The organism is Mesorhizobium sp. AR07, from assembly GCF_024746815.1.
GTDB lineage: Bacteria > Pseudomonadota > Alphaproteobacteria > Rhizobiales > Rhizobiaceae > Mesorhizobium.
On sequence record NZ_CP080525.1, the window covers coordinates 6494358 to 6511738 of the forward strand.

Genomic DNA, 17381 nt, shown 5'->3' on the forward strand with positions numbered 1-17381 from the left:
GTGCGTTTTCCGGCTATGGCATGGGATTGTTTCAGAACGGTCGCGAAATGAAAGACTCCACGCGACCACTTCTAAGTGTTAGTTTTTTGGTGCATACGCGCTGGATCAGCTTGTCATCGTGGCTGGCCAGGACGATGATGCCGGCCTTTTCCGCCAGTTCGTCCATCCGTCGTTTGGCTTTTTCCTGGAACGACGCGTCGCCGGCGCCGATCCACTCATCCATCAGCAGAATTTCAGGCTCAAGCGCGGTCGCTGCCGCAAATGCCAGACGTGCCGCCATACCTTGGCTGTACGCCTTGAACGGCAGGTCGATGAAGTCGCCCAGTTCGCTAAAATCGATTATTTCTTCCACCTTCTCTTCGATCTCGGCCGCCGTCCAGCCGCTGATCAACCCCCTCAGCACGATGTTTCTGCGCCCGGTGGCCTCGGGACGAAACCCTATGCTGATGTTGAACAAGGCATCGACCTTGCCCGCGATCGATATCATGCCGCCCGATGGCTGATAGATTCCGTAGAGAACTTTGAGCAGGGTGGTCTTGCCTGAGCCATTCGGGCCGACAAGCCCCAACCGGTCGCCCGCCTTGAGTTCGAAGCTGACATCGTCGAGTGCCTGCACGACCTGCCTGGTGCCGGAGCTCGCAATGTTGCCGCCGAGAGCGCTTCGACGCCGGCCAGGCGCCGAAAGCGTCAACTTTTCGAACAGGCGATAAACGAGGCTGACATTGTTCAGTTTGATGGAGGTCATGGAATTCAGATCAGGAAAACGATGCGCTTGCGATAAAGGCCCAGCAGCAGCAACGCAAGCGCCCAGGCGCCCAGACAGATGTAGCTTGTCACCATGAAGGCATGCATCGGAAATATGCCCGCCGTGATTGGCTCGCGCACGCCCTCCAGGAAATAGGTGAACGGGTTCCAATGATAGGCATATTTTTGAATGCCCTCTTGCCCGCTATAGACCCAAAAGACCGGTGTCAGGAACATGCCCACCCGCATCATGTTGCCTACGATGAACTCACTATCGGGAAAGAAAGCACCCAGGAAAGCGAAAACCGTGATGAAAGCAGGAGTAGCCAGCACTATGAGCAACAGACCCGGCAACGACAGCAGCCAACTCATGTTGATCCCGTAACCGCTCAGCAGGAGAATAAGAATGCAGCCCGCCATCGAATAAGCAGCCCGGATGATGCATTGCATCGTCAATCGCATTACATATACGAACAACGGCAGCGTCGTGCCTTGAATGAAGCTCGCTTCGCGCTGGAAGAGCGACACGCTCATGCTGATGGTTTCGCTGAGATAGAACCACACCAGCATGCCGATGGCTACATGGGCTATGTAACTTGGGTTGCTGGCATCCTTGGTCACGAAAACAAAGACAAATGTGCCGACGAAAGCAAAATAATTGACCAGCATCCAAAGCGGGCCAAGCGTCGTGCGTCTGTGCTGGTCGCCGATGTCCTCATGGGCAAGCGCAACCCAGACCCGGTGCAGCCGCATGGCATTGGAGATGTCGTCAAGGGCGCCGTTTAATGCCGCAATCATCAGGAGTGTCACATCTTTGTTTTGTGCGTCATGTCCAGACGGCTCTGATGAACCGTCAAAGACCTGTTCACAGTCATTGTGATGATCATATGGCAACACACTGCGTCACAATGGCGTTGAAAACGGAGCTTCTCACGGCAGGGTTGAATACCGCCCCTGTATCCTGCTGACCTGTCCCTTGCAAGGGGGCGGTTCCTAAGGAACTGGCATCATTCACGAATTAGCGGTAAACATAAGCGGCGGCTTAACTAACCGCCGTTTGGAAAAAACATCTGGCTATGACCTCAAGCCCGCAGTATGCGATACAGGGCGGGGGCCAGGGATGGCACTTTGAAAAGGTGATCGGCCACGAAGTATCTTTGTGTTCGCACTTTGGTGATATCCACGTCAGCGAGCCTGGAGTCTAGTGCCGTCCAATGAATTCTTACCTCGAAGCTGTATTCGGACTCAGGCCGGAAACACGGCGCGCCTTGATCATGGTCCAGGACGTGGTCATGGTCCTGGTAGCGGTGGCGCTCAGCCTTGTGCTTTCGCGTTCGAATCTTTCGTTCGACCCGCTCTCCAACCAGGGTTTGGCAACCTGGGCGGGCATTGTTGTCATCAGCCATTTCCTGTTCAGATATTGTGGTCTCTACAAGACCGTCTGGCGCTTCGCCTCGACGCCCGACTTTTTCAATATCCTGAAGAGTTGCGCGATTTTGACGGTCGCTCTGTATGCCGCTTCGATGCTGGTTCGTTCTTTCCAGCCTGTGCAGGGGCTCAACGAGCGTCAGTTCATCGTCTTCTTCCTCGTCTCCTTCACGATCATATCGGCGCCCCGGCTGTTCTACCGCTTCCTGCGTGACGGTGCGAGTTGGGGCATTCTAAGCAACAAGGCCAACAGGACACTGGCCAAGCGCGCGTTGTTCGTTGGCCGGCTCGGCGAAGCCGACCTGATCATTCGCTTCACGCGCACGGCGGAGCCTGCGGACTATTCGATCGCCGGGATCATGGCCACCGAGCGTGGCGTACCATTGGGCACGCGGATACAAGGTGTCCCCGTGGTGGCGACGGCGTCGCGGCTGATCGACGTCCTGGAAGACTATACGACCGGCACCAAAAGCCTGGACTTGCTGATTTTCGGCAGTGGCGCCGAGCACGAGATCGAGGAGTATTCGGAACTCGTCCGCGTCGCCAGGCACGGCGACATAACGGTCGTGCAGTTCTCCGGTCTTTCGGAATTGGAGCGGCAGGGAAAGCTGGTTCTCGACGCCGTCGAGATGGAAACGATCCTGCGCCGCCCGACAGTCCCGTCCGATCTCGAGCGTATCGGTGCCTTTGTCGGCGGCAAGCGTGTTCTGGTGACGGGTGGCGCGGGATCGATCGGCCGAACGCTGGTCAAACGTTCGCTGGAACTGGGGGCAGTGGCGGTGCTGGTCGCCGACAACTCCGAGTTCGGCATTTTCCAGTTGAGCCAATACATTGACGAGAAGGACCATGACCGTCTCAAGGTCCGCATCGTCGATGTCGCGGACCGGCGCCAGATAACGCGTGTCGTCACGGAATTCGGGCCGGACATCGTCTTTCATGCCGCCGCGCTCAAGCACGTTCCACTGCTCGAGGAAAACTGGGATTCGGCCATCCAGACCAATATTTTCGGAACGCTTGTCTGTGCCGAGGTCGCCGCCAAATGCGGGGTCGCGCAGTTTGTCCTGATATCGAGCGACAAGGCGGTGGATCCGTCATCGGTGCTTGGCGTGACAAAGCGGGCCGCCGAACAGATCGTCAGCGCCTTGCATGGGACGCCCGCGAGCGAGCCGGGCGCGCGTCGATCGGTTACCAAGTTCGTCGCCGTCCGGTTCGGCAATGTCTTTGGCAGCAACGGTTCGGTGGCGACCATATTCCAGGCGCAGATCGAAGCCGGGGGGCCTGTCACCATCACGGACCAGCGCATGACACGCTATTTCATGACAGTGGCCGAAGCCGTCGATCTCGTCATCATGTCGGCGGCCGATGCCTCATCGCGACAAAGCGGGCAAGATCATGCCGTCTATATGCTCGACATGGGCAAGCCGGTGCCGATCCTTCAAGTGGCCGAAACGATGATCCGCCTGTCCGGCAAGATCCCACACACGGACATTCCTATCCGGTTCACCGGTATAAGGCCGGGCGAGAAACTCCACGAAACGTTGCACGGCGAGGATGAGGAAGTCGTCGAACTCGGCATTTCGAAGATCTTTGGCCTGAGCACGGATGTCGTGGAATGGTCGGATGTTCAGGCCGCGCTCACGGCGCTGCAGCAGGCGGTGAAGAACCAGGACAAGACTGCCGCGCTCGCCGTGCTGGCAGGCCTCGACCGCGCCAAGAAGGCCAGGGGGAGCATTCATCAGGACGCGATCCCGAAAACGGCCAGGCAGGCGACCTAACCAAATTCAGAAGGCGATCTTGATCGTGGATCGGACAATTCAAGCCATTCCCAGGCTTTTGCAGGGTATTTGAAGCTCGTGAGCAAAGAAGATCCGCGCATTGCAGTCCTGATGGGCACGAGAGACGGCGCCGCCTTCATCGATGAGCAGCTGCAATCCCTGCTCGTACAGTCGCACCCTCTGGTCGACCTGTGGATCTCGGACGATGGCTCCGTCGATGGCACGATCGCCATTATCGAGACATGGAAATCCCGCTGGCCCAAGGGTCGAATGACCCTGGTGGAGGGGCCGCGGCAAGGGTTCGCTGCCAATTTCCGGTCGATGATCGTTGATCGGCGCATCGATGCGGACTGCTATGCCTTCTGCGATCAGGACGATATCTGGGAGTCTGACAGGCTGGAAAGCGCCATTGGCTGGATGCAGGCTCATGATGCAAAAACCCCGCTGATGTTTTGCTCGCGAACCGCGACTATGACCGAAGCCGGAAGCCTTGTCGGCCATTCGCCGCTGTTTCGCCGGCCGCCATCCTTTCGCAATGCGCTTGTGCAAAGCATCGCCGGCGGCAACACCATCCTGCTCAACGCCGCCGCACGCGATCTGCTGGCCAGGGCTTCCGCGCGGAGCGGGTTCGTCAGCCACGACTGGTGGGCCTATCTCATCGTGACCGCCACCGGCGGCGTCGTCCACTACGATCCGCGGCCGCTGGTGCGCTACCGGCAGCATGCGGCAAACCTGGTTGGCGCCAACGCGTCGTGGAGGGCAAGGTTTTCCCGGCTTGGCCGTTTGTTCAAGGGCGATTTTGCCGACTGGACCGATCTCAATCTTGACGGCCTCGCCGTCAATCGAGACCTGCTCACATCAGATGCGGCGGCATGCCTCGACCTGTTCACAAACGGACGACGGGGCAATCTTTTCCAGCGTTTGGGTGCCTTGCGCAAAAGCGGCGTCTATCGGCAGACCCTTCCCGGGACCCTGGGGCTCTATCTGGCATTCACGCTGGGACGCATCTGAGCATCGAACGGCTGCATGGCGCGCTTGGTCAAGGGACGGCCTCATGCTACCGGAATGACGGCTTCGTCCGCGGCGTTGCCGCGGGAGCTTTGGCAGGGAGCACTATCGGCCGTTCATGAAGATAGCCAAGCAAATCTTCGACTTTGCCGGCGCGGCTCTGCTGCTGGTGGTCACATCGCCTGTTCTGATGCTCGCCTTCCTTGCCGTTCGGGCATCGTCGCCCGGTCCGGCTATTTTTTCGCAAACGCGGGTCGGCCGCGACGGCCTGCTTTTTCGCTGTCACAAGTTGCGTACGATGTATCAGGGAACACCGTCATTACCCACGCATGAGGCGCCGGCGAGTTCCGTGACATCGGTTGGCAAGGTGCTGCGGAAGTTCAAGCTCGATGAGCTGCCGCAGTTCTGGAACGTCCTGAAGGGCGAGATGAGCCTGGTCGGGCCGCGCCCTTGTCTGCCCACTCAAGCGGAATTGATCGAGTGTCGCAGGCGGCTGGGGGTCTTGGCGGCACTTCCGGGCATAACCGGCCTGGCTCAGATCAGGGGCATCGACATGTCGAACCCGGAGCTTTTGGCCGAAACGGATGCCGCCTATCTCAGGACGGCATCCTTCTGGCTCGACCTTCGGATCCTGTTTGGAACGCTCTATCGAAGCTGAGCAGGCCAAGATCCCAGACTTTAAAGCGCGTCGCCCGAATCCGTTTCAACGCGATGCGCTTTAGGTTCGCGGAGCCGCGCCAGCTCGGCCAGCCGCTCCAGCGTGGCGGTTTCAGGTGCCCACCCCTGCGATATCAGCAGGGAAGGGTCGCATATCTGTGTCGCGGTCATGCTGTCCCAAAACGCCCGCCTGCCCAACACGGCCGCGGCCGGCCGCATCAGGCCGGCCGGTACGGCGATCAGGCGCATCGGCCGTCCGAAACCCCTGCGAAACGCGGCGAGGATGGCCGCGACGGCGACCGGCGGCACATCGGCGCCAACATAGATCGGGCGAAGTGGCCCCGAATGGCTCAACAGGTGCGACACCGCTCGCGCGGCGGCCCCGGCGGACATCAGCGAGCGGATTCCGCTCAGGGCGCCCGTTGGCAGTGGCAGTGCCGTATCGGCCAGGCGCATCAGGGTCGCCAGGTTTCCCTTCATGCCGCGTCCATAGACCGGAGGCAGGCGCAGTACGGCGGCATCGGAACGGCCGTGCGATGCATAAGCATCCAGAACCTTGATCTCGCCTTCGAGCTTTGAGCGCCCATAAATGCATTGCGGGGCAGGACGCGTGTTCTCGTCGATCGTTGCGCTGACGCGCGCGCCGATCACGGCCCGGATCGAGGAGAGATGGATGAAACGTCCGCTTGCCTGCGTGGCCGCTGCAAGCGCCAGCCGCGCGCTCAACTCCACATTGGCCGCCCGATAATCGGCTTCGGTGGCGTCGCCCCGATCGTTGTTGAGGCCGGCACAATGGACGACATGGGTCACATCCCTGGTGAGGTCCAGGAAGGCCGTGGCCGGCGCGTCGAAACCGGGCATCCGCACAGCCTCGTTTCCCGAACCAAGCCGCTCCGGGTGACGGGAGGCGAGGCGAAGCTCGGCACCGGCCTCGCGAAGCTGGTGCACGACATGACGCCCGATGAAACCCGTCGCGCCTGTCACCAAGACTTTCATTTGCCTTGCCCCACAACTGTTATTGGGCGGGCTGGTCGAAGTGCCTGCACTTCCATCACTGATGGAAGTGCTTGCTTTTCCATCGCTGATGGAGGTGCTTGCTCTCCCGTCAACGGAACCTGACGTCCAGAAGCAAGATATGTTCCACACACCAGGAAGACCATCAGGACCGAGTCCAGAATGTCATGGCCGATCAGGATGCCGGTCATTCCGGCCGTGAGATAGGTGATCACCACGATGACGATCATGGTGGCGCCAAACCGCTCGACCGGATCGTTGCTGTTTCGCAAGACCCGGGCGGCATTTCCGGCCGCAACGACAAAGATTGCCGCCAGCGTCACGGCGCCCAGAATTCCGGCTTGCACCAAGGCGGTCAGGAAGCCGTTGTGGAAATGGTTGAAGCCCGCGTCCATTGCGAACTGATCATGGAAGCCCTGCTTGATCAGAAGCTGGGTCGCACCCACACCATGCCCGAACACTGGCATGTCATCGAATGCCCTGAGGCCGATCTCCCAGAGTGCGACACGAAATCCCAACGAGTTGTCGTAGTTGCCGTGAGTCCCAAGCGCATCCCAGTCGGAGTGCAGGAAGTCGACGCGCCCGGATATCGCCTGGAAGCCGAAAGCAGCGATCACGATGCCGACTGCCACCAGCAGCCACAGCAGGCGAACGGCATTCCTGCCTCTGAGCCTCCGTTGGTTGATCAGCAGAACAGCGATGCCGGCAATCAGCAGCGCCAGCCAGACAATACGCGAACCGGAATAGATGATGGCGATCGTACCGGCCAATGCGGCGTAGAAGAGGGGGCTGCGGGCTCGCTCTATGCCTGACAAGGCGCCGGCTACACTGACCACCACGGCAAGGCAGAGGACCTCCGCGAACACGATCGCATTGCCGGCCCCGCCCTTGGCTCTCATCCCCAGCCAATATTGCTGAAAGATCGCCAGCATCAGTGCGACAAAACAGGCCGCTATGCTGCTGAGCACGATGATGCGGGCAAGCGTGCTTTTCTGCGTGATGCTCCAGGTGGAATAGGAGATCGGGAAAAGCAGGAAGGTGACGAGTGGGATAAGGTGTGGCGCATCTCTGATGAACGAGTTGTTGACGATGGAAGCCACGAGATTGGCCGCGCAGTAGGCATAGATCGCGGCCGTCAGCCAGATCATGGGCCGGTCGGCGTTGAAGCGCCTTTTCCCCTTGGCAATCAGCACGGCGGACCAAAGGCCGCCGCCATTGAAAACAAAACTGACCAGCGATCCCAGAACCGGTGGAAAAAAGAAGCAGAGGATGGAGAAGTAGATATTCGCCCGCGAGGGTGTGAACTGCTGTCTCAGGGATGAAAACCGGTTCAATGCTCTAGGTCACAATTCTATGGGAGCGATAGGTGTCACTGGCGGAAACGGATGTGACCGCGTCGAAATAGCACGTGTTCCATTCTGCGTCGTGCTCGTCTTCAACGGCCGGTATAGCGGCTGAGGTCTTTTTTCGATAGTGCGGCCAGGCGGGGTTGCCATCAGAAATCGACGGCCACCGGCGGCCGCCTGGCGAAGGCATGCGGATGGCAATTTATGTGTTAATCTGGGCATATTTTTCCCGACTTTTCTTGTCGGCTCGCCATGTGAGCAGGAATTTGCGCATTTTGCAGCGCACATGGAAAATTCATTCCCGAACCGTGCGCCGCCGGGCCAGTCTTGCATTGTTCTCGACAATGGCGATCTGCTAGAAGGCCGACACGAAAGAGATTGTCCAGAAGCAAGGCTTGAATCGGGCCCAAAAGGCTCGATGATCTGGTCTTCTGTCGGAAGGCACGAGAGAACGCCCAAAGTCCATGACAACAGCGCTTACGCATCTTCAGCGGCTTGAAGCCGAGTCCATCCATATCTTCCGCGAAGTTGCGGCCGCCTTCGCCAAGCCGGTCATGCTTTATTCGGTCGGCAAGGATTCGTCCGTGCTGCTGCATCTGGCGATGAAGGCGTTTTATCCGGCCAAGCCGCCGTTCCCCTTTCTTCACGTCGACACGACGTGGAAATTCCGCGAGATGATCGCCTTTCGCGACCAGATGGCGCAGAAACTCGGCTTCGATCTGCTGGTCCATGTCAACGAAGACGGCGTGCGCGACAACATCAATCCGTTCGATCATGGTTCGAACACCCACACCCACGTGATGAAGACCGTGGCACTGCGCCAGGCGCTCGACAAATACGGTTTCGACGCCGCCTTTGGCGGTGCCCGTCGGGACGAGGAGAAATCACGCGCCAAGGAACGCATTTTCTCCTTCCGCAACGCTCAGCATGTGTGGGATCCCAAGAACCAGCGCCCCGAGATGTGGAAGATATTCAACACCCGCATCGCGTCGGGTGAATCGATCCGCGTCTTTCCGCTGTCGAATTGGACCGAACTCGACATCTGGCAGTACATTCTTCAGGAGAACATTCCAATCGTGCCGCTCTATTTCGCCAAGCAGCGGCCGGTGGTCGAGCGCGACGGCATGCTGATCCTGCGGGATGACGAGCGCATGAAACTGCGCCCGGGTGAGGTCGTGGAAGATCGGCTTGTGCGGTTTCGCACGCTGGGCTGCTATCCGCTGACCGGCGCCATTGAATCGGATGCCGACACGCTGGAAGCCATCGTCGGCGAAATGCTGACCGCGCGCACCTCCGAACGGCAAGGTCGCCTGATCGACCGCGATGAAGCCGGCTCGATGGAAAAGAAGAAGCGCGAGGGGTACTTTTGACCATGCGCCACATCATGGCAAAGAGCCTCGCGCCCACCGACGGCGTCCGCGATTATCTGGCGGCGCAGGAGAAGAAGTCGCTGCTGCGCTTCCTGACCTGCGGTTCGGTCGATGATGGCAAGTCGACGCTGATCGGGCGCCTGCTGTCTGACACCAAGCAGATTTTCGAGGATCAGCTCGCCGCGCTCGAACGCGATTCGCGCAAACACGGCACGACCGGCGACGACATCGATTTCGCTTTGCTGGTCGACGGCCTGGAGGCCGAGCGCGAGCAAGGCATCACCATCGACGTCGCTTACCGCTTCTTCGCCACGCCGAAGCGCAAGTTCATCGTCGCCGACACGCCCGGCCACGAACAATACACCCGCAACATGGCCACCGGCGCCTCGACCGCTGACCTGGCCATCGTGCTGATCGACGCCCGGCAAGGGGTATTGCCGCAGACCAGACGCCATTCGATCATCGCCTCGCTGCTCGGCATCCGGCACGTAGTGCTGGCCGTCAACAAGATCGATCTCGTCGGGTTCGACCAGGCGGTCTTCGAACGCATCACCGAGTCCTACCGGCAATTCTCGCGCGATCTCGGCTTCCAGACCATCGTGCCGATCCCGATGTCCGCCCGCTACGGCGACAACGTCACCAGCCGCTCGGAAAGCATGGATTGGTATTCCGGCCCGACGCTGATCGAGCATCTTGAAACCGTGTCGGTCGACGAAGCAGTGGTCGAACTGCCGTTCCGTTTCCCGGTCCAGTATGTCAATCGCCCCAATCTCGATTTTCGCGGCTTTGCCGGCACGATCGCGTCCGGTTCGGTGGCGCCCGGCGACGAGGTGGTTGTAGCCAAGTCCGGCAAATCCTCGCGCGTCAAGCGGATCGTCTTCCATGGCGGCGACCTGGCCCAAGCTGCGGCCGGCCAGGCTGTCACGCTCGTCCTTGACGACGAGGTCGAGATATCACGCGGCAACATGCTGGTTTCGCCGGCCGCACGGCCGCAGGTCGCCGACCAGTTCGCCGCCAACATCGTCTGGTTCGACGAGCACGCGCTGCTGCCCGGCCGTTCCTATATCCTGCGCACCGAGACCGATCAGAGCAGCGCCACCATCACCGACCTGAAATACCGGATCAACGTTAACGACTTCGCCCATGAGGCGGCCAAGTCGCTCGAAATGAACGAAGTCGGCATCTGCAACATCTCAACCCGGACGCCGATCGCCTTCGATCCCTTCGCCGAAAACCGCACCACCGGCGCCTTCATCCTGATTGACCGCATCAGCAACGCCACGGTCGGCGCCGGCATGATCCTGCATTCGCTGCGCCGGGCCGAAAACATCCATTGGCAATCGCTCGATGTCGGCAAGCGCGTCCGCGCCGACATGAAGAACCAGCGGCCCGCCGTATTCTGGTTCACCGGGCTGTCGGGCTCCGGCAAGTCGACCATCGCCAACCTGTTCGAAAAGAAACTTTTCGCCACCGGCCGGCATACTTATATCCTGGACGGCGACAACGTCCGTCACGGTCTCAACCGCGATCTGGGTTTCACCGACGCCGATCGCGTCGAGAACATCCGGCGCGTCGCCGAAGTGGCGCGCTTGATGGCCGATGCCGGACTGATCGTCATTGTTTCGTTCATTTCGCCGTTCAGCGCCGAGCGGCGCATGGCGCGCGAATTGATGGCCGACGGCGAATTCATCGAGGTGTTTGTCGATACCCCCTTCGAGGAATGCGCCAGGCGTGACCCGAAGGGCCTCTATGCCCGGGCGCTGAATGGCGAGATCAAGAATTTCACCGGCGTCGATTCGCCTTACGAAGCGCCGGAGAAACCCGAAATCCATCTGAAGACGCTCGGCAAATCGGCCGAGGAGATGGTAGACGCCCTGGAACACTGGCTGAACGAGCGCGACATTGCCGAAGACCAATACGACAACGGCGGCGGCATCTGACGACAGGCTGATGCTCGAAATCTTCGAGCGGCTGGCCCTGGCGGCCGGCCGCGAGGTGATGCGTGTCTTCCACGCCGGCTGTGCGGTCGACCGCAAGTCCGATGCCTCGCCGGTGACCGAGGCGGACCGCGAGAGCGAGAAGATCATTCTCGCCGGACTGCGTGCCGCATTTCCCGACATTCCCTGCGTCGCCGAGGAGGAAGCGTCCGCCGGCATCGTGCCGCCCGATCTGGATGGCGCCTTCTTTCTCATCGATCCGCTCGACGGCACCAAGGAATTCGTCAACCGCCGCACCGATTTCACCGTCAACATCGCGCTTGTCCGTCATGGCGTGCCGGAAGTCGGCGTTGTCTTCGCGCCCTGCAGCGGCCGATTTTTTTCGGGCCGGCCGGGCAGGGCGGAAGCGCTCGAGATCGATGGCGACTACCAGGTCACAGGCCGCCGGCCGATCTCGGTCAGAACAGCCGTTGCGCCGCTGGCGGTGGTTGCCAGCCGCTCCCACAACACACCGGAAACCGAGGCCTATATTCGCGATCTCGGTGCCGCCGAAATCGTTTCGGTCGGTTCGTCCTTGAAATTCTGTCTTCTCGCCAGCGCCGAAGCGGATGTCTATCCGCGCTTCGGCCGCACCATGGAGTGGGATACCGCAGCGGGCGATGCCGTGCTGCGCGCGGCCGGCGGCATGACGCGCACGCTGGATGGCCAACCCTTGCTCTATGGCAAGCGCCAGCAGAGCGACGACGAGGATTTTGCCAACCCGCATTTCATTGCCAGCGGGAAGGGCGGGGCCAGCGGCAAGAGCGGGACCAGCGGCAAGGCAGGCGAGGCGAGCCCCGCCTGAGACGGGCCGAAATCTACTCGGCTGCCGCCTGCGCCGAATTCGAGCCGATATAGTTGCGGATCGTTTCGATGATGCGATCCTGGTCGGCTTCGCCGAGATACGGGTGCATTGGCAGGCACAGGATCCGCTTCGGCAGGTCCTCCGACACGGCAAGGCCGGTCGGCGTGCGCGGATAGTCGCGATAAGCGACCTGGGCGTGCAACGGCTTCACATAGTAGATGACCGACGGAATGCCCTTTTCGCCGAGATGTGCCTTCAGCCCGTCGCGCTTCGGCGTCTCGATTGCGTACTGTGCCCAGGCTGAACGGCTGCCGTCCAGATTGCGGGCCGCCGTGACAATGTCGCCAAGCCCTTCGGCGTAGCGGTTGGCCACCACCTGGCGGGCCACCATCTCTTCTTCCAGGATGGCGAGCTTCTCGATCAGGATCGCCGCCTGAATCGTGTCGAGCCGCGAATTGATGCCGACCCGGACATTGTCGTACTGCGTCTCACCCTTGCCGTGGAAGGCGAACGATCTGAGCTGCTCGGCCAGCGCATCGTCATTGGTGAACATCGCGCCGCCGTCGCCGTAGCAGCCAAGCGGCTTTGCCGGGTAGAAGCTGGTCGAGCCCACGGCACCGAACGAGCCGCACATCTTGCCGTCGCTTGAGCCGCCCATCGACTGGGCGGCATCTTCGATCACCATCAGCCCCTCGCGGTTGGCGATCGCCATGATCGAATCGTAGTCGGCGGCGAGGCCGAACAGATCGACGGGAATGATTGCCTTGGGCTGCAGCCGGCCTTCCTTCTTGATCATGGCGATGGCCGCCTCGAGGCTGGCAATGTCGATGTTGTAGCTATGCGGATCGACATCGACGAACACCGGCTCTGCCTTGGCCAGTGCCACCACTTCGGCGGTCGCGGCGAACGTGAAGCTCGGCACGAACACCGCGTCGCCCGGACCGACACCGGCCGCAAACAGCGGCAACAGCAGCGCGTCGGTGCCGTTGGCGCAGGCCACGACATGCTTAGTGCCGATATAGGCGGCGAGCTTGTTTTCGAATTCGGTGACTTGCGGGCCGAGGATATAGCGGCCTTCTTCGACGACACGGTCGATCGCGGCCTTCAGCCGGTCGCGGATTCGTTCGCGCTGCGCGCCAAGATCGATGAACTGCATGTCGGCCTCAAACGGGTTAGCCAGATAACCGGCCGCTGGTATCAGAGTTGCGCCAGCCGAGAAAGCCGCCGGAGCAAAACCGCGAATTGCGCAAGTGTCGCAGTCTGTTACCTCGAATTTCCGGCTCAATCGTGCGAGATGCCTGAAATCCGGGCTTCGGCAGCTGCCGCCTGCGGATTATACAAAATCCGCGCGGTCAGGCGAAACATAAAGTGATCGACGATCCCGGCGCTTTCCAGGCGGTTTGCCGTCTGTCAGGCAATCTCATGCCGCCAGGGCGGATTGGCGCCCGCCCGCGACACGGTCACGGCCGCTGCCTTGGCGCCAAGCGCCAGCGCCTTGCCGATGGCGTCCTGCGAAAGGCCGGCGATCGCCGTCTTCGTCAGCAGGCCTTGCTCGTGTAACGAGGCGAGGATGCCGGCGTTGAACGTGTCGCCGGCGCCGACCGTGTCGACCACCTTGACCTTCTCCGGCATCACCGTGACGGCATGTTCCCTGGTGTAGCCGACGGCGCCTTCGCTGCCATGCGTGACGACGATCAGCTTGGGGCCGCGGTCGAGCCAGTTGCGGATGACGTCCTCGTGCGAACCGGCTTCGCCGAACCAGTTCAGGTCTTCATCCGACAGTTTCACGATGTCGGCCATCGCCATCATGGCGCGGATACGCCTGAGATGCTTTGCCTTGTCCGGGATGAAGTTAGGCCGGATGTTGGGATCGATCATCATGACGCGGCTTTCATGCTCGCGCTTCATGAATTCCTCATAGGCACTGCCGGCGGGCTCGGAGATCAGGCTGATGGCGCCGAACAGCATGGCCTCGATCTCGTTGCCGAGTTCCGGCAGGTCGTCGATGGTCAGCATGCGGCCGGCGGTGTTCTCGTCGTAGAATGTGTAGGTCGCCTGGCCATTGTCCAGCTTGACGAAGGCAAGCGTCGTCGGCCTTGGCGAGGTGTGTGCATAGGTGGAACTGACCTTGCTGGCCCCAAGCGCGTCCCGGAACTGGCCGCCGAACAGATCCGACGACAGGCCCGAAAAGAAACCTGCCGGCGCGCCCAGCCGCCCAAGCGCGATCGCCGTGTTGAAGACGGCGCCGCCGACATAGGGGGCAAAGGCCGGCTCGCCGTTGGTCGTCGTGCGCGGCAGCATGTCGATCAGGGCTTCGCCGCAGCAGAGGATCATGGCTTCTTGGTCTCCGGCGGATAGATCACGCCCTTGCGGATGATGATGTTGGCGTAGAGCCGCGGCTCGCTTGTCGCGACGATGGCATGCGCCGATTTGACCCGTGCATAGAAGTCGGCTCCGGCCAGCGCAACCACCTTGCGGCCGGGAGCGCGTTTTGCACACAGCGCCTCGATCTCATGATGCACGGGATCGGCAAGCGAGGGGTCGCCCCTGACCGAGGCGCGAAACAGCGCCTCCGGCACGGCATCGTCGACCGGCAGCACGCTCAAGATCGCATCGAGCACCGGCAGGAGATGATGACCATCGGCTCGGATGAGCCGGTTGGCCTGTTCCTCGGCCGGGTAGTTTCCGTCGACAAGGGCGATCTCGTCGCCATGGCCCATGGCGCGCAACGTCGCCAGAAGCTCCGGACCAAGCAGCGCCGGGATGCCGATCAGCATTCAGGCGCTCCTGGAAATCGTCGTCGAACCGATCAGGAAGCGTTCGGAAAGCGGCAGGCTGGCGCCGCCGAGCGCCCGGGCATGAATGCCGACGGTTCCCTCGCGGACGGCGGGAAGCTTCAGGCCCTCGCCGTCGACCGTGGCGATGGCCGCGATGACGGCATCAACCAGCCGGCGGCGCACGGCCTTCGGCATCCATCCGTCGATCACCGCCGCCTCGAAATCGATAACCGAGGATGCGGCGACGATGGCATAGGCGAGCGCCTGGGAGGCGCTGGCGATCCAGTCATCGAGTTCGGGGCCGATCTCGCCCCAGTCTTCCGGCGATGTCCACAGATGCGAAGCCTCGACGCCGCGCGCATTGAGCGCTTTTTCGAGCATGGCGATGGACGCCACGTCGATCAATTGAGCCGGCTTGCCGTCCGGCCCGGGCACGGGCATGGATCCGAGCGCACCGGCATTGCCGGTTGGGCCACCAAAAAGCCGGCCATTCAGCACGATGCCGCCGCCGGCGAAGGCGCCGATGTAGAAATAGACGAAATCACGCGCGGCACCGGTCTGGCCAAAGACGAGTTCGGCGCCGCAGGCCGAAGTGGCATCGTTCTGCAGATAGACCGGAAAATCGCATTGCGCCTGGATGTCGGCCCTGATGTCGCGGTGACGCCATTCGTCCATGACGTCGCGCGGGGCGCCGGCGGTATCGGCCCAGTTCCACAATTCGAACGGCATGGCGATGCCCAGGCCGGCGATGTGCTTGTCCTGTACGGGCGTCAGTTCGCCGCGCATCTGCCGCATGCCGTTGGTGACGAAATCCACCGTCTCGCGCGGCGCCGGGTAACGATAGGAATGCTGCAGCATCGAGCGGACATGGCCAAGGAAATCGATCAGCACCAGTTCAGCGCTGCGGCGGCCGATCTTCAGGCCGATGAAGAAGGCGCCTTCGGCATTGAGCGCCATCGGGATGGAGGGTTGGCCGATCTTGCCGCGCAGCGGCGCCTGGCGCAGCAGAAGCCCTTCTTCCTCCAGTTCGCGCATGATGACCGACACCGTCTGCGCCGAAAGCCCGGTCATGCGGGCAATGTCGGATTTCGCCAGGCTGCCGTGCTGGCGCACCAGCGAGAGCACGAGCCGCTCGTTGTGATCCCGCATGCCGCTCTGGTTGGTGCCACGGTGAATGAGGCTGTCATTCGCCTCGGGCGAGCCGTGCCTCGCAATGGCGGTCTCCACCCTGTTCCTCCCGTCGTTTCCCCGCAATGCTTTTGGGCCAGAATGGGTGAATGAAGCGAGGCTGTCAATAATAAATAAGAGTGATTTAATTATTGACAGAGACTTCGCTCTGGTGTCTGTTTGGAGCAAGCGTCCACGCTGGGAAGAGCTTGTTCGGATGCTTGTGCGGATGCCGGTTGGCCGGCTTCCGATATGGTCTACTGGGAGGAAGTCATGGGTAAATGGACTGTTCTGAAGGCGGCCGTTGCCGGCCTTGCCTTTTATGGCGCGATGGTCTCGGCCTCGCATGCGGCTGACATTGTCGGCCTGATCACCAAGACCGAAGGCAATCCGTTCTTCGTCAAGATGCGCGAGGGTGCGCAGGCCAAGGCGAAGGAACTCGGCCTTACGCTGCAGACCTTCGCCGGCAAGTTCGACGGCGACAATGACAGCCAGGTGGCTGCCATCGAGAACCTGATTTCGGCTGGTGCGAAGGGTTTTGCGATCGTGCCAAGCGATTCCAGCGCCATCGTGCCGACGATCAAGAAGGCGCGCGATGCCGGCCTGCTGGTCATCGTGCTCGACACGCCGCTTGATCCGATCGGCGCCGCCGACGCGACGTTTGCGACCGACAATTTCAAGGCCGGCGAGCTGATCGGCCAGTGGGCCAAGGGTACGCTGGGTGACAAGGCTTCGAGCGCCAAGATCGCCTTCCTCGACCTCGCCACCAATCAGCCGACGGTCGACTATCTTCGCGATCAGGGCTTCATGCAGGGCTTCGGCATCGACATCAAGGATCCGAAGAAATATGGCGACGAGACTGATGCGCGTATCTGCGGACACGAGATGACTGGCGGCGCCGAGGACGGCGGTCGCACCGCGATGGAAACGCTGCTGCAGAAGTGCCCCGATGTGAACGTCATGTACACGATCAACGAACCGGCGGCGGCGGGTGGTTATCAGGCCCTCAAGGCGGCCGGCAAGGATGATGGCTCGGTGCTGGTGGTGTCGATCGACGGCGGCTGCCCGGGCGTCAAGAACGTCGCGGCCGGCGTCATCGGCGCGACCTCGCAGCAATATCCGCTGAAGATGGCGGCCATGGCGATGGAAGCGATCGAGAAATTCGCCAAGACCGGCGAAAAGCCGAAGCCCACGCCCGGCAAGGAGTTCTTCGACACTGGCGCGACGCTGATCACCAACAAGCCGGTCAAGGGCGTCGAATCCATCGACACCAAGAAGGGCCTCGAGCTGTGCTGGGGCTGATGCCTTCCTAGA

At 61.2% G+C, this 17381-nt stretch carries 15 protein-coding genes; 7 read left to right on the forward strand and 8 right to left on the reverse strand.

The annotated features are described in order from the left end of the window. Window positions 1–31 precede the first annotated feature (31 nt). Window positions 32–616 (reverse strand): ABC transporter ATP-binding protein, encoded by a 585-nt coding sequence (locus BPNPMPFG_RS31985; protein ID WP_258592524.1) that lies wholly within the window; start codon window positions 614–616, stop codon window positions 32–34. A gap of 134 nt (window positions 617–750) precedes the next feature. Next, a complete protein-coding gene (locus BPNPMPFG_RS31990) occupies window positions 751–1542 on the reverse strand; it encodes an ABC transporter permease (RefSeq protein WP_258592525.1) in 792 nt (263 codons plus the stop codon). A gap of 416 nt (window positions 1543–1958) precedes the next feature. Here BPNPMPFG_RS31990 and BPNPMPFG_RS31995 point away from each other — a divergent pair, with 416 nt between their 5' ends. The 3 genes from BPNPMPFG_RS31995 to BPNPMPFG_RS32005 all read left to right on the forward strand — a co-directional run bounded on the left by BPNPMPFG_RS31995 (window position 1959) and on the right by BPNPMPFG_RS32005 (window position 5613). Continuing rightward, window positions 1959–3947 carry a nucleoside-diphosphate sugar epimerase/dehydratase gene (locus BPNPMPFG_RS31995; protein WP_258592526.1) on the forward strand — a complete coding sequence of 663 codons (1989 nt, stop codon included), beginning with the start codon at window positions 1959–1961 and terminating at the stop codon, window positions 3945–3947. Between the two features lie 78 nt (window positions 3948–4025). Next, complete coding sequence (locus BPNPMPFG_RS32000; protein WP_258592527.1) at window positions 4026–4958, forward strand: glycosyltransferase family 2 protein; 933 nt, start codon at window positions 4026–4028, stop codon at window positions 4956–4958. Between the two features lie 115 nt (window positions 4959–5073). Beyond that, complete coding sequence (locus BPNPMPFG_RS32005) at window positions 5074–5613, forward strand: sugar transferase (RefSeq protein ID WP_258592528.1); 540 nt, start codon at window positions 5074–5076, stop codon at window positions 5611–5613. A gap of 20 nt (window positions 5614–5633) precedes the next feature. Here BPNPMPFG_RS32005 and BPNPMPFG_RS32010 read toward each other — a convergent pair whose 3' ends face one another. Both BPNPMPFG_RS32010 and BPNPMPFG_RS32015 read right to left on the reverse strand, forming a co-directional pair. Next, the gene (locus BPNPMPFG_RS32010) at window positions 5634–6608 is read right to left on the reverse strand and encodes an NAD-dependent epimerase/dehydratase family protein (protein WP_258592529.1); all 975 of its coding nucleotides are present in this window, start codon (window positions 6606–6608) and stop codon (window positions 5634–5636) included. Next, on the reverse strand, window positions 6605–7960 hold the full coding sequence (locus BPNPMPFG_RS32015; protein ID WP_258592530.1) for an O-antigen ligase family protein: 1356 nt from the start codon (window positions 7958–7960) through the stop codon (window positions 6605–6607). Before BPNPMPFG_RS32015 ends, BPNPMPFG_RS32010 begins: the two co-directional genes overlap by 4 nt. A gap of 476 nt (window positions 7961–8436) precedes the next feature. Between BPNPMPFG_RS32015 and cysD the strand changes: the two genes are divergently transcribed. From cysD to cysQ, 3 genes are read left to right on the forward strand one after another with little or no spacing between them, the layout of a single operon-like run. Beyond that, a complete protein-coding gene (gene cysD, locus BPNPMPFG_RS32020; RefSeq protein WP_258592531.1) occupies window positions 8437–9342 on the forward strand; it encodes a sulfate adenylyltransferase subunit CysD in 906 nt (301 codons plus the stop codon). A gap of 2 nt (window positions 9343–9344) precedes the next feature. Beyond that, window positions 9345–11282 carry a sulfate adenylyltransferase subunit CysN gene (gene cysN / locus BPNPMPFG_RS32025; RefSeq protein WP_258592532.1) on the forward strand — a complete coding sequence of 646 codons (1938 nt, stop codon included), beginning with the start codon at window positions 9345–9347 and terminating at the stop codon, window positions 11280–11282. Between the two features lie 10 nt (window positions 11283–11292). Further along, the gene (cysQ, locus tag BPNPMPFG_RS32030; RefSeq protein ID WP_258597008.1) at window positions 11293–12123 is read left to right on the forward strand and encodes a 3'(2'),5'-bisphosphate nucleotidase CysQ; all 831 of its coding nucleotides are present in this window, start codon (window positions 11293–11295) and stop codon (window positions 12121–12123) included. A 13-nt stretch (window positions 12124–12136) separates the two neighbouring features. On the opposite strand, the gene BPNPMPFG_RS32035 is transcribed toward cysQ, so the two are convergent. The 4 genes from BPNPMPFG_RS32035 to BPNPMPFG_RS32050 all read right to left on the reverse strand — a co-directional run bounded on the left by BPNPMPFG_RS32035 (window position 12137) and on the right by BPNPMPFG_RS32050 (window position 16127). Beyond that, window positions 12137–13279 carry a DegT/DnrJ/EryC1/StrS family aminotransferase gene (locus BPNPMPFG_RS32035; RefSeq protein WP_258592533.1) on the reverse strand — a complete coding sequence of 381 codons (1143 nt, stop codon included), beginning with the start codon at window positions 13277–13279 and terminating at the stop codon, window positions 12137–12139. A gap of 254 nt (window positions 13280–13533) precedes the next feature. Further along, window positions 13534–14457, reverse strand: a complete 924-nt coding sequence (locus tag BPNPMPFG_RS32040; RefSeq protein WP_258592534.1) for a carbohydrate kinase family protein — start codon at window positions 14455–14457, stop codon at window positions 13534–13536. Continuing rightward, on the reverse strand, window positions 14454–14900 hold the full coding sequence (locus BPNPMPFG_RS32045) for an RbsD/FucU family protein (RefSeq protein ID WP_258592535.1): 447 nt from the start codon (window positions 14898–14900) through the stop codon (window positions 14454–14456). The genes BPNPMPFG_RS32040 and BPNPMPFG_RS32045 overlap by 4 nt, the downstream gene beginning before the upstream one ends. Next, window positions 14901–16127, reverse strand: coding sequence for an ROK family transcriptional regulator (locus BPNPMPFG_RS32050; RefSeq protein WP_258592536.1), 1227 nt, complete (start codon window positions 16125–16127; stop codon window positions 14901–14903). A gap of 270 nt (window positions 16128–16397) precedes the next feature. On the opposite strand from BPNPMPFG_RS32050, the gene BPNPMPFG_RS32055 reads away from it, so the two are divergent. Next, window positions 16398–17369, forward strand: coding sequence for a sugar ABC transporter substrate-binding protein (locus BPNPMPFG_RS32055; protein WP_258597010.1), 972 nt, complete (start codon window positions 16398–16400; stop codon window positions 17367–17369). Window positions 17370–17381 lie beyond the last annotated feature (12 nt).

What these genes read in the sequence shown, in the direction of transcription:
- BPNPMPFG_RS31990 (WP_258592525.1), bottom strand. Translation starts at nt 1,542, where the DNA reads ATGATTGCGGCATTAAACGGCGCCCTTGACGACATCTCCAATGCCATG.
- BPNPMPFG_RS31995 (WP_258592526.1), top strand. Translation starts at nt 1,959, where the DNA reads ATGAATTCTTACCTCGAAGCTGTATTCGGACTCAGGCCGGAAACACGG.
- BPNPMPFG_RS32005 (WP_258592528.1), top strand. Translation starts at nt 5,074, where the DNA reads ATGAAGATAGCCAAGCAAATCTTCGACTTTGCCGGCGCGGCTCTGCTG.
- BPNPMPFG_RS32010 (WP_258592529.1), bottom strand. Translation starts at nt 6,608, where the DNA reads ATGAAAGTCTTGGTGACAGGCGCGACGGGTTTCATCGGGCGTCATGTC.
- cysD (WP_258592531.1), top strand. Translation starts at nt 8,437, where the DNA reads ATGACAACAGCGCTTACGCATCTTCAGCGGCTTGAAGCCGAGTCCATC.
- cysN (WP_258592532.1), top strand. Translation starts at nt 9,345, where the DNA reads ATGCGCCACATCATGGCAAAGAGCCTCGCGCCCACCGACGGCGTCCGC.
- cysQ (WP_258597008.1), top strand. Translation starts at nt 11,293, where the DNA reads ATGCTCGAAATCTTCGAGCGGCTGGCCCTGGCGGCCGGCCGCGAGGTG.
- BPNPMPFG_RS32035 (WP_258592533.1), bottom strand. Translation starts at nt 13,279, where the DNA reads ATGCAGTTCATCGATCTTGGCGCGCAGCGCGAACGAATCCGCGACCGG.
- BPNPMPFG_RS32040 (WP_258592534.1), bottom strand. Translation starts at nt 14,457, where the DNA reads ATGATCCTCTGCTGCGGCGAAGCCCTGATCGACATGCTGCCGCGCACG.
- BPNPMPFG_RS32045 (WP_258592535.1), bottom strand. Translation starts at nt 14,900, where the DNA reads ATGCTGATCGGCATCCCGGCGCTGCTTGGTCCGGAGCTTCTGGCGACG.
- BPNPMPFG_RS32055 (WP_258597010.1), top strand. Translation starts at nt 16,398, where the DNA reads ATGGTCTCGGCCTCGCATGCGGCTGACATTGTCGGCCTGATCACCAAG.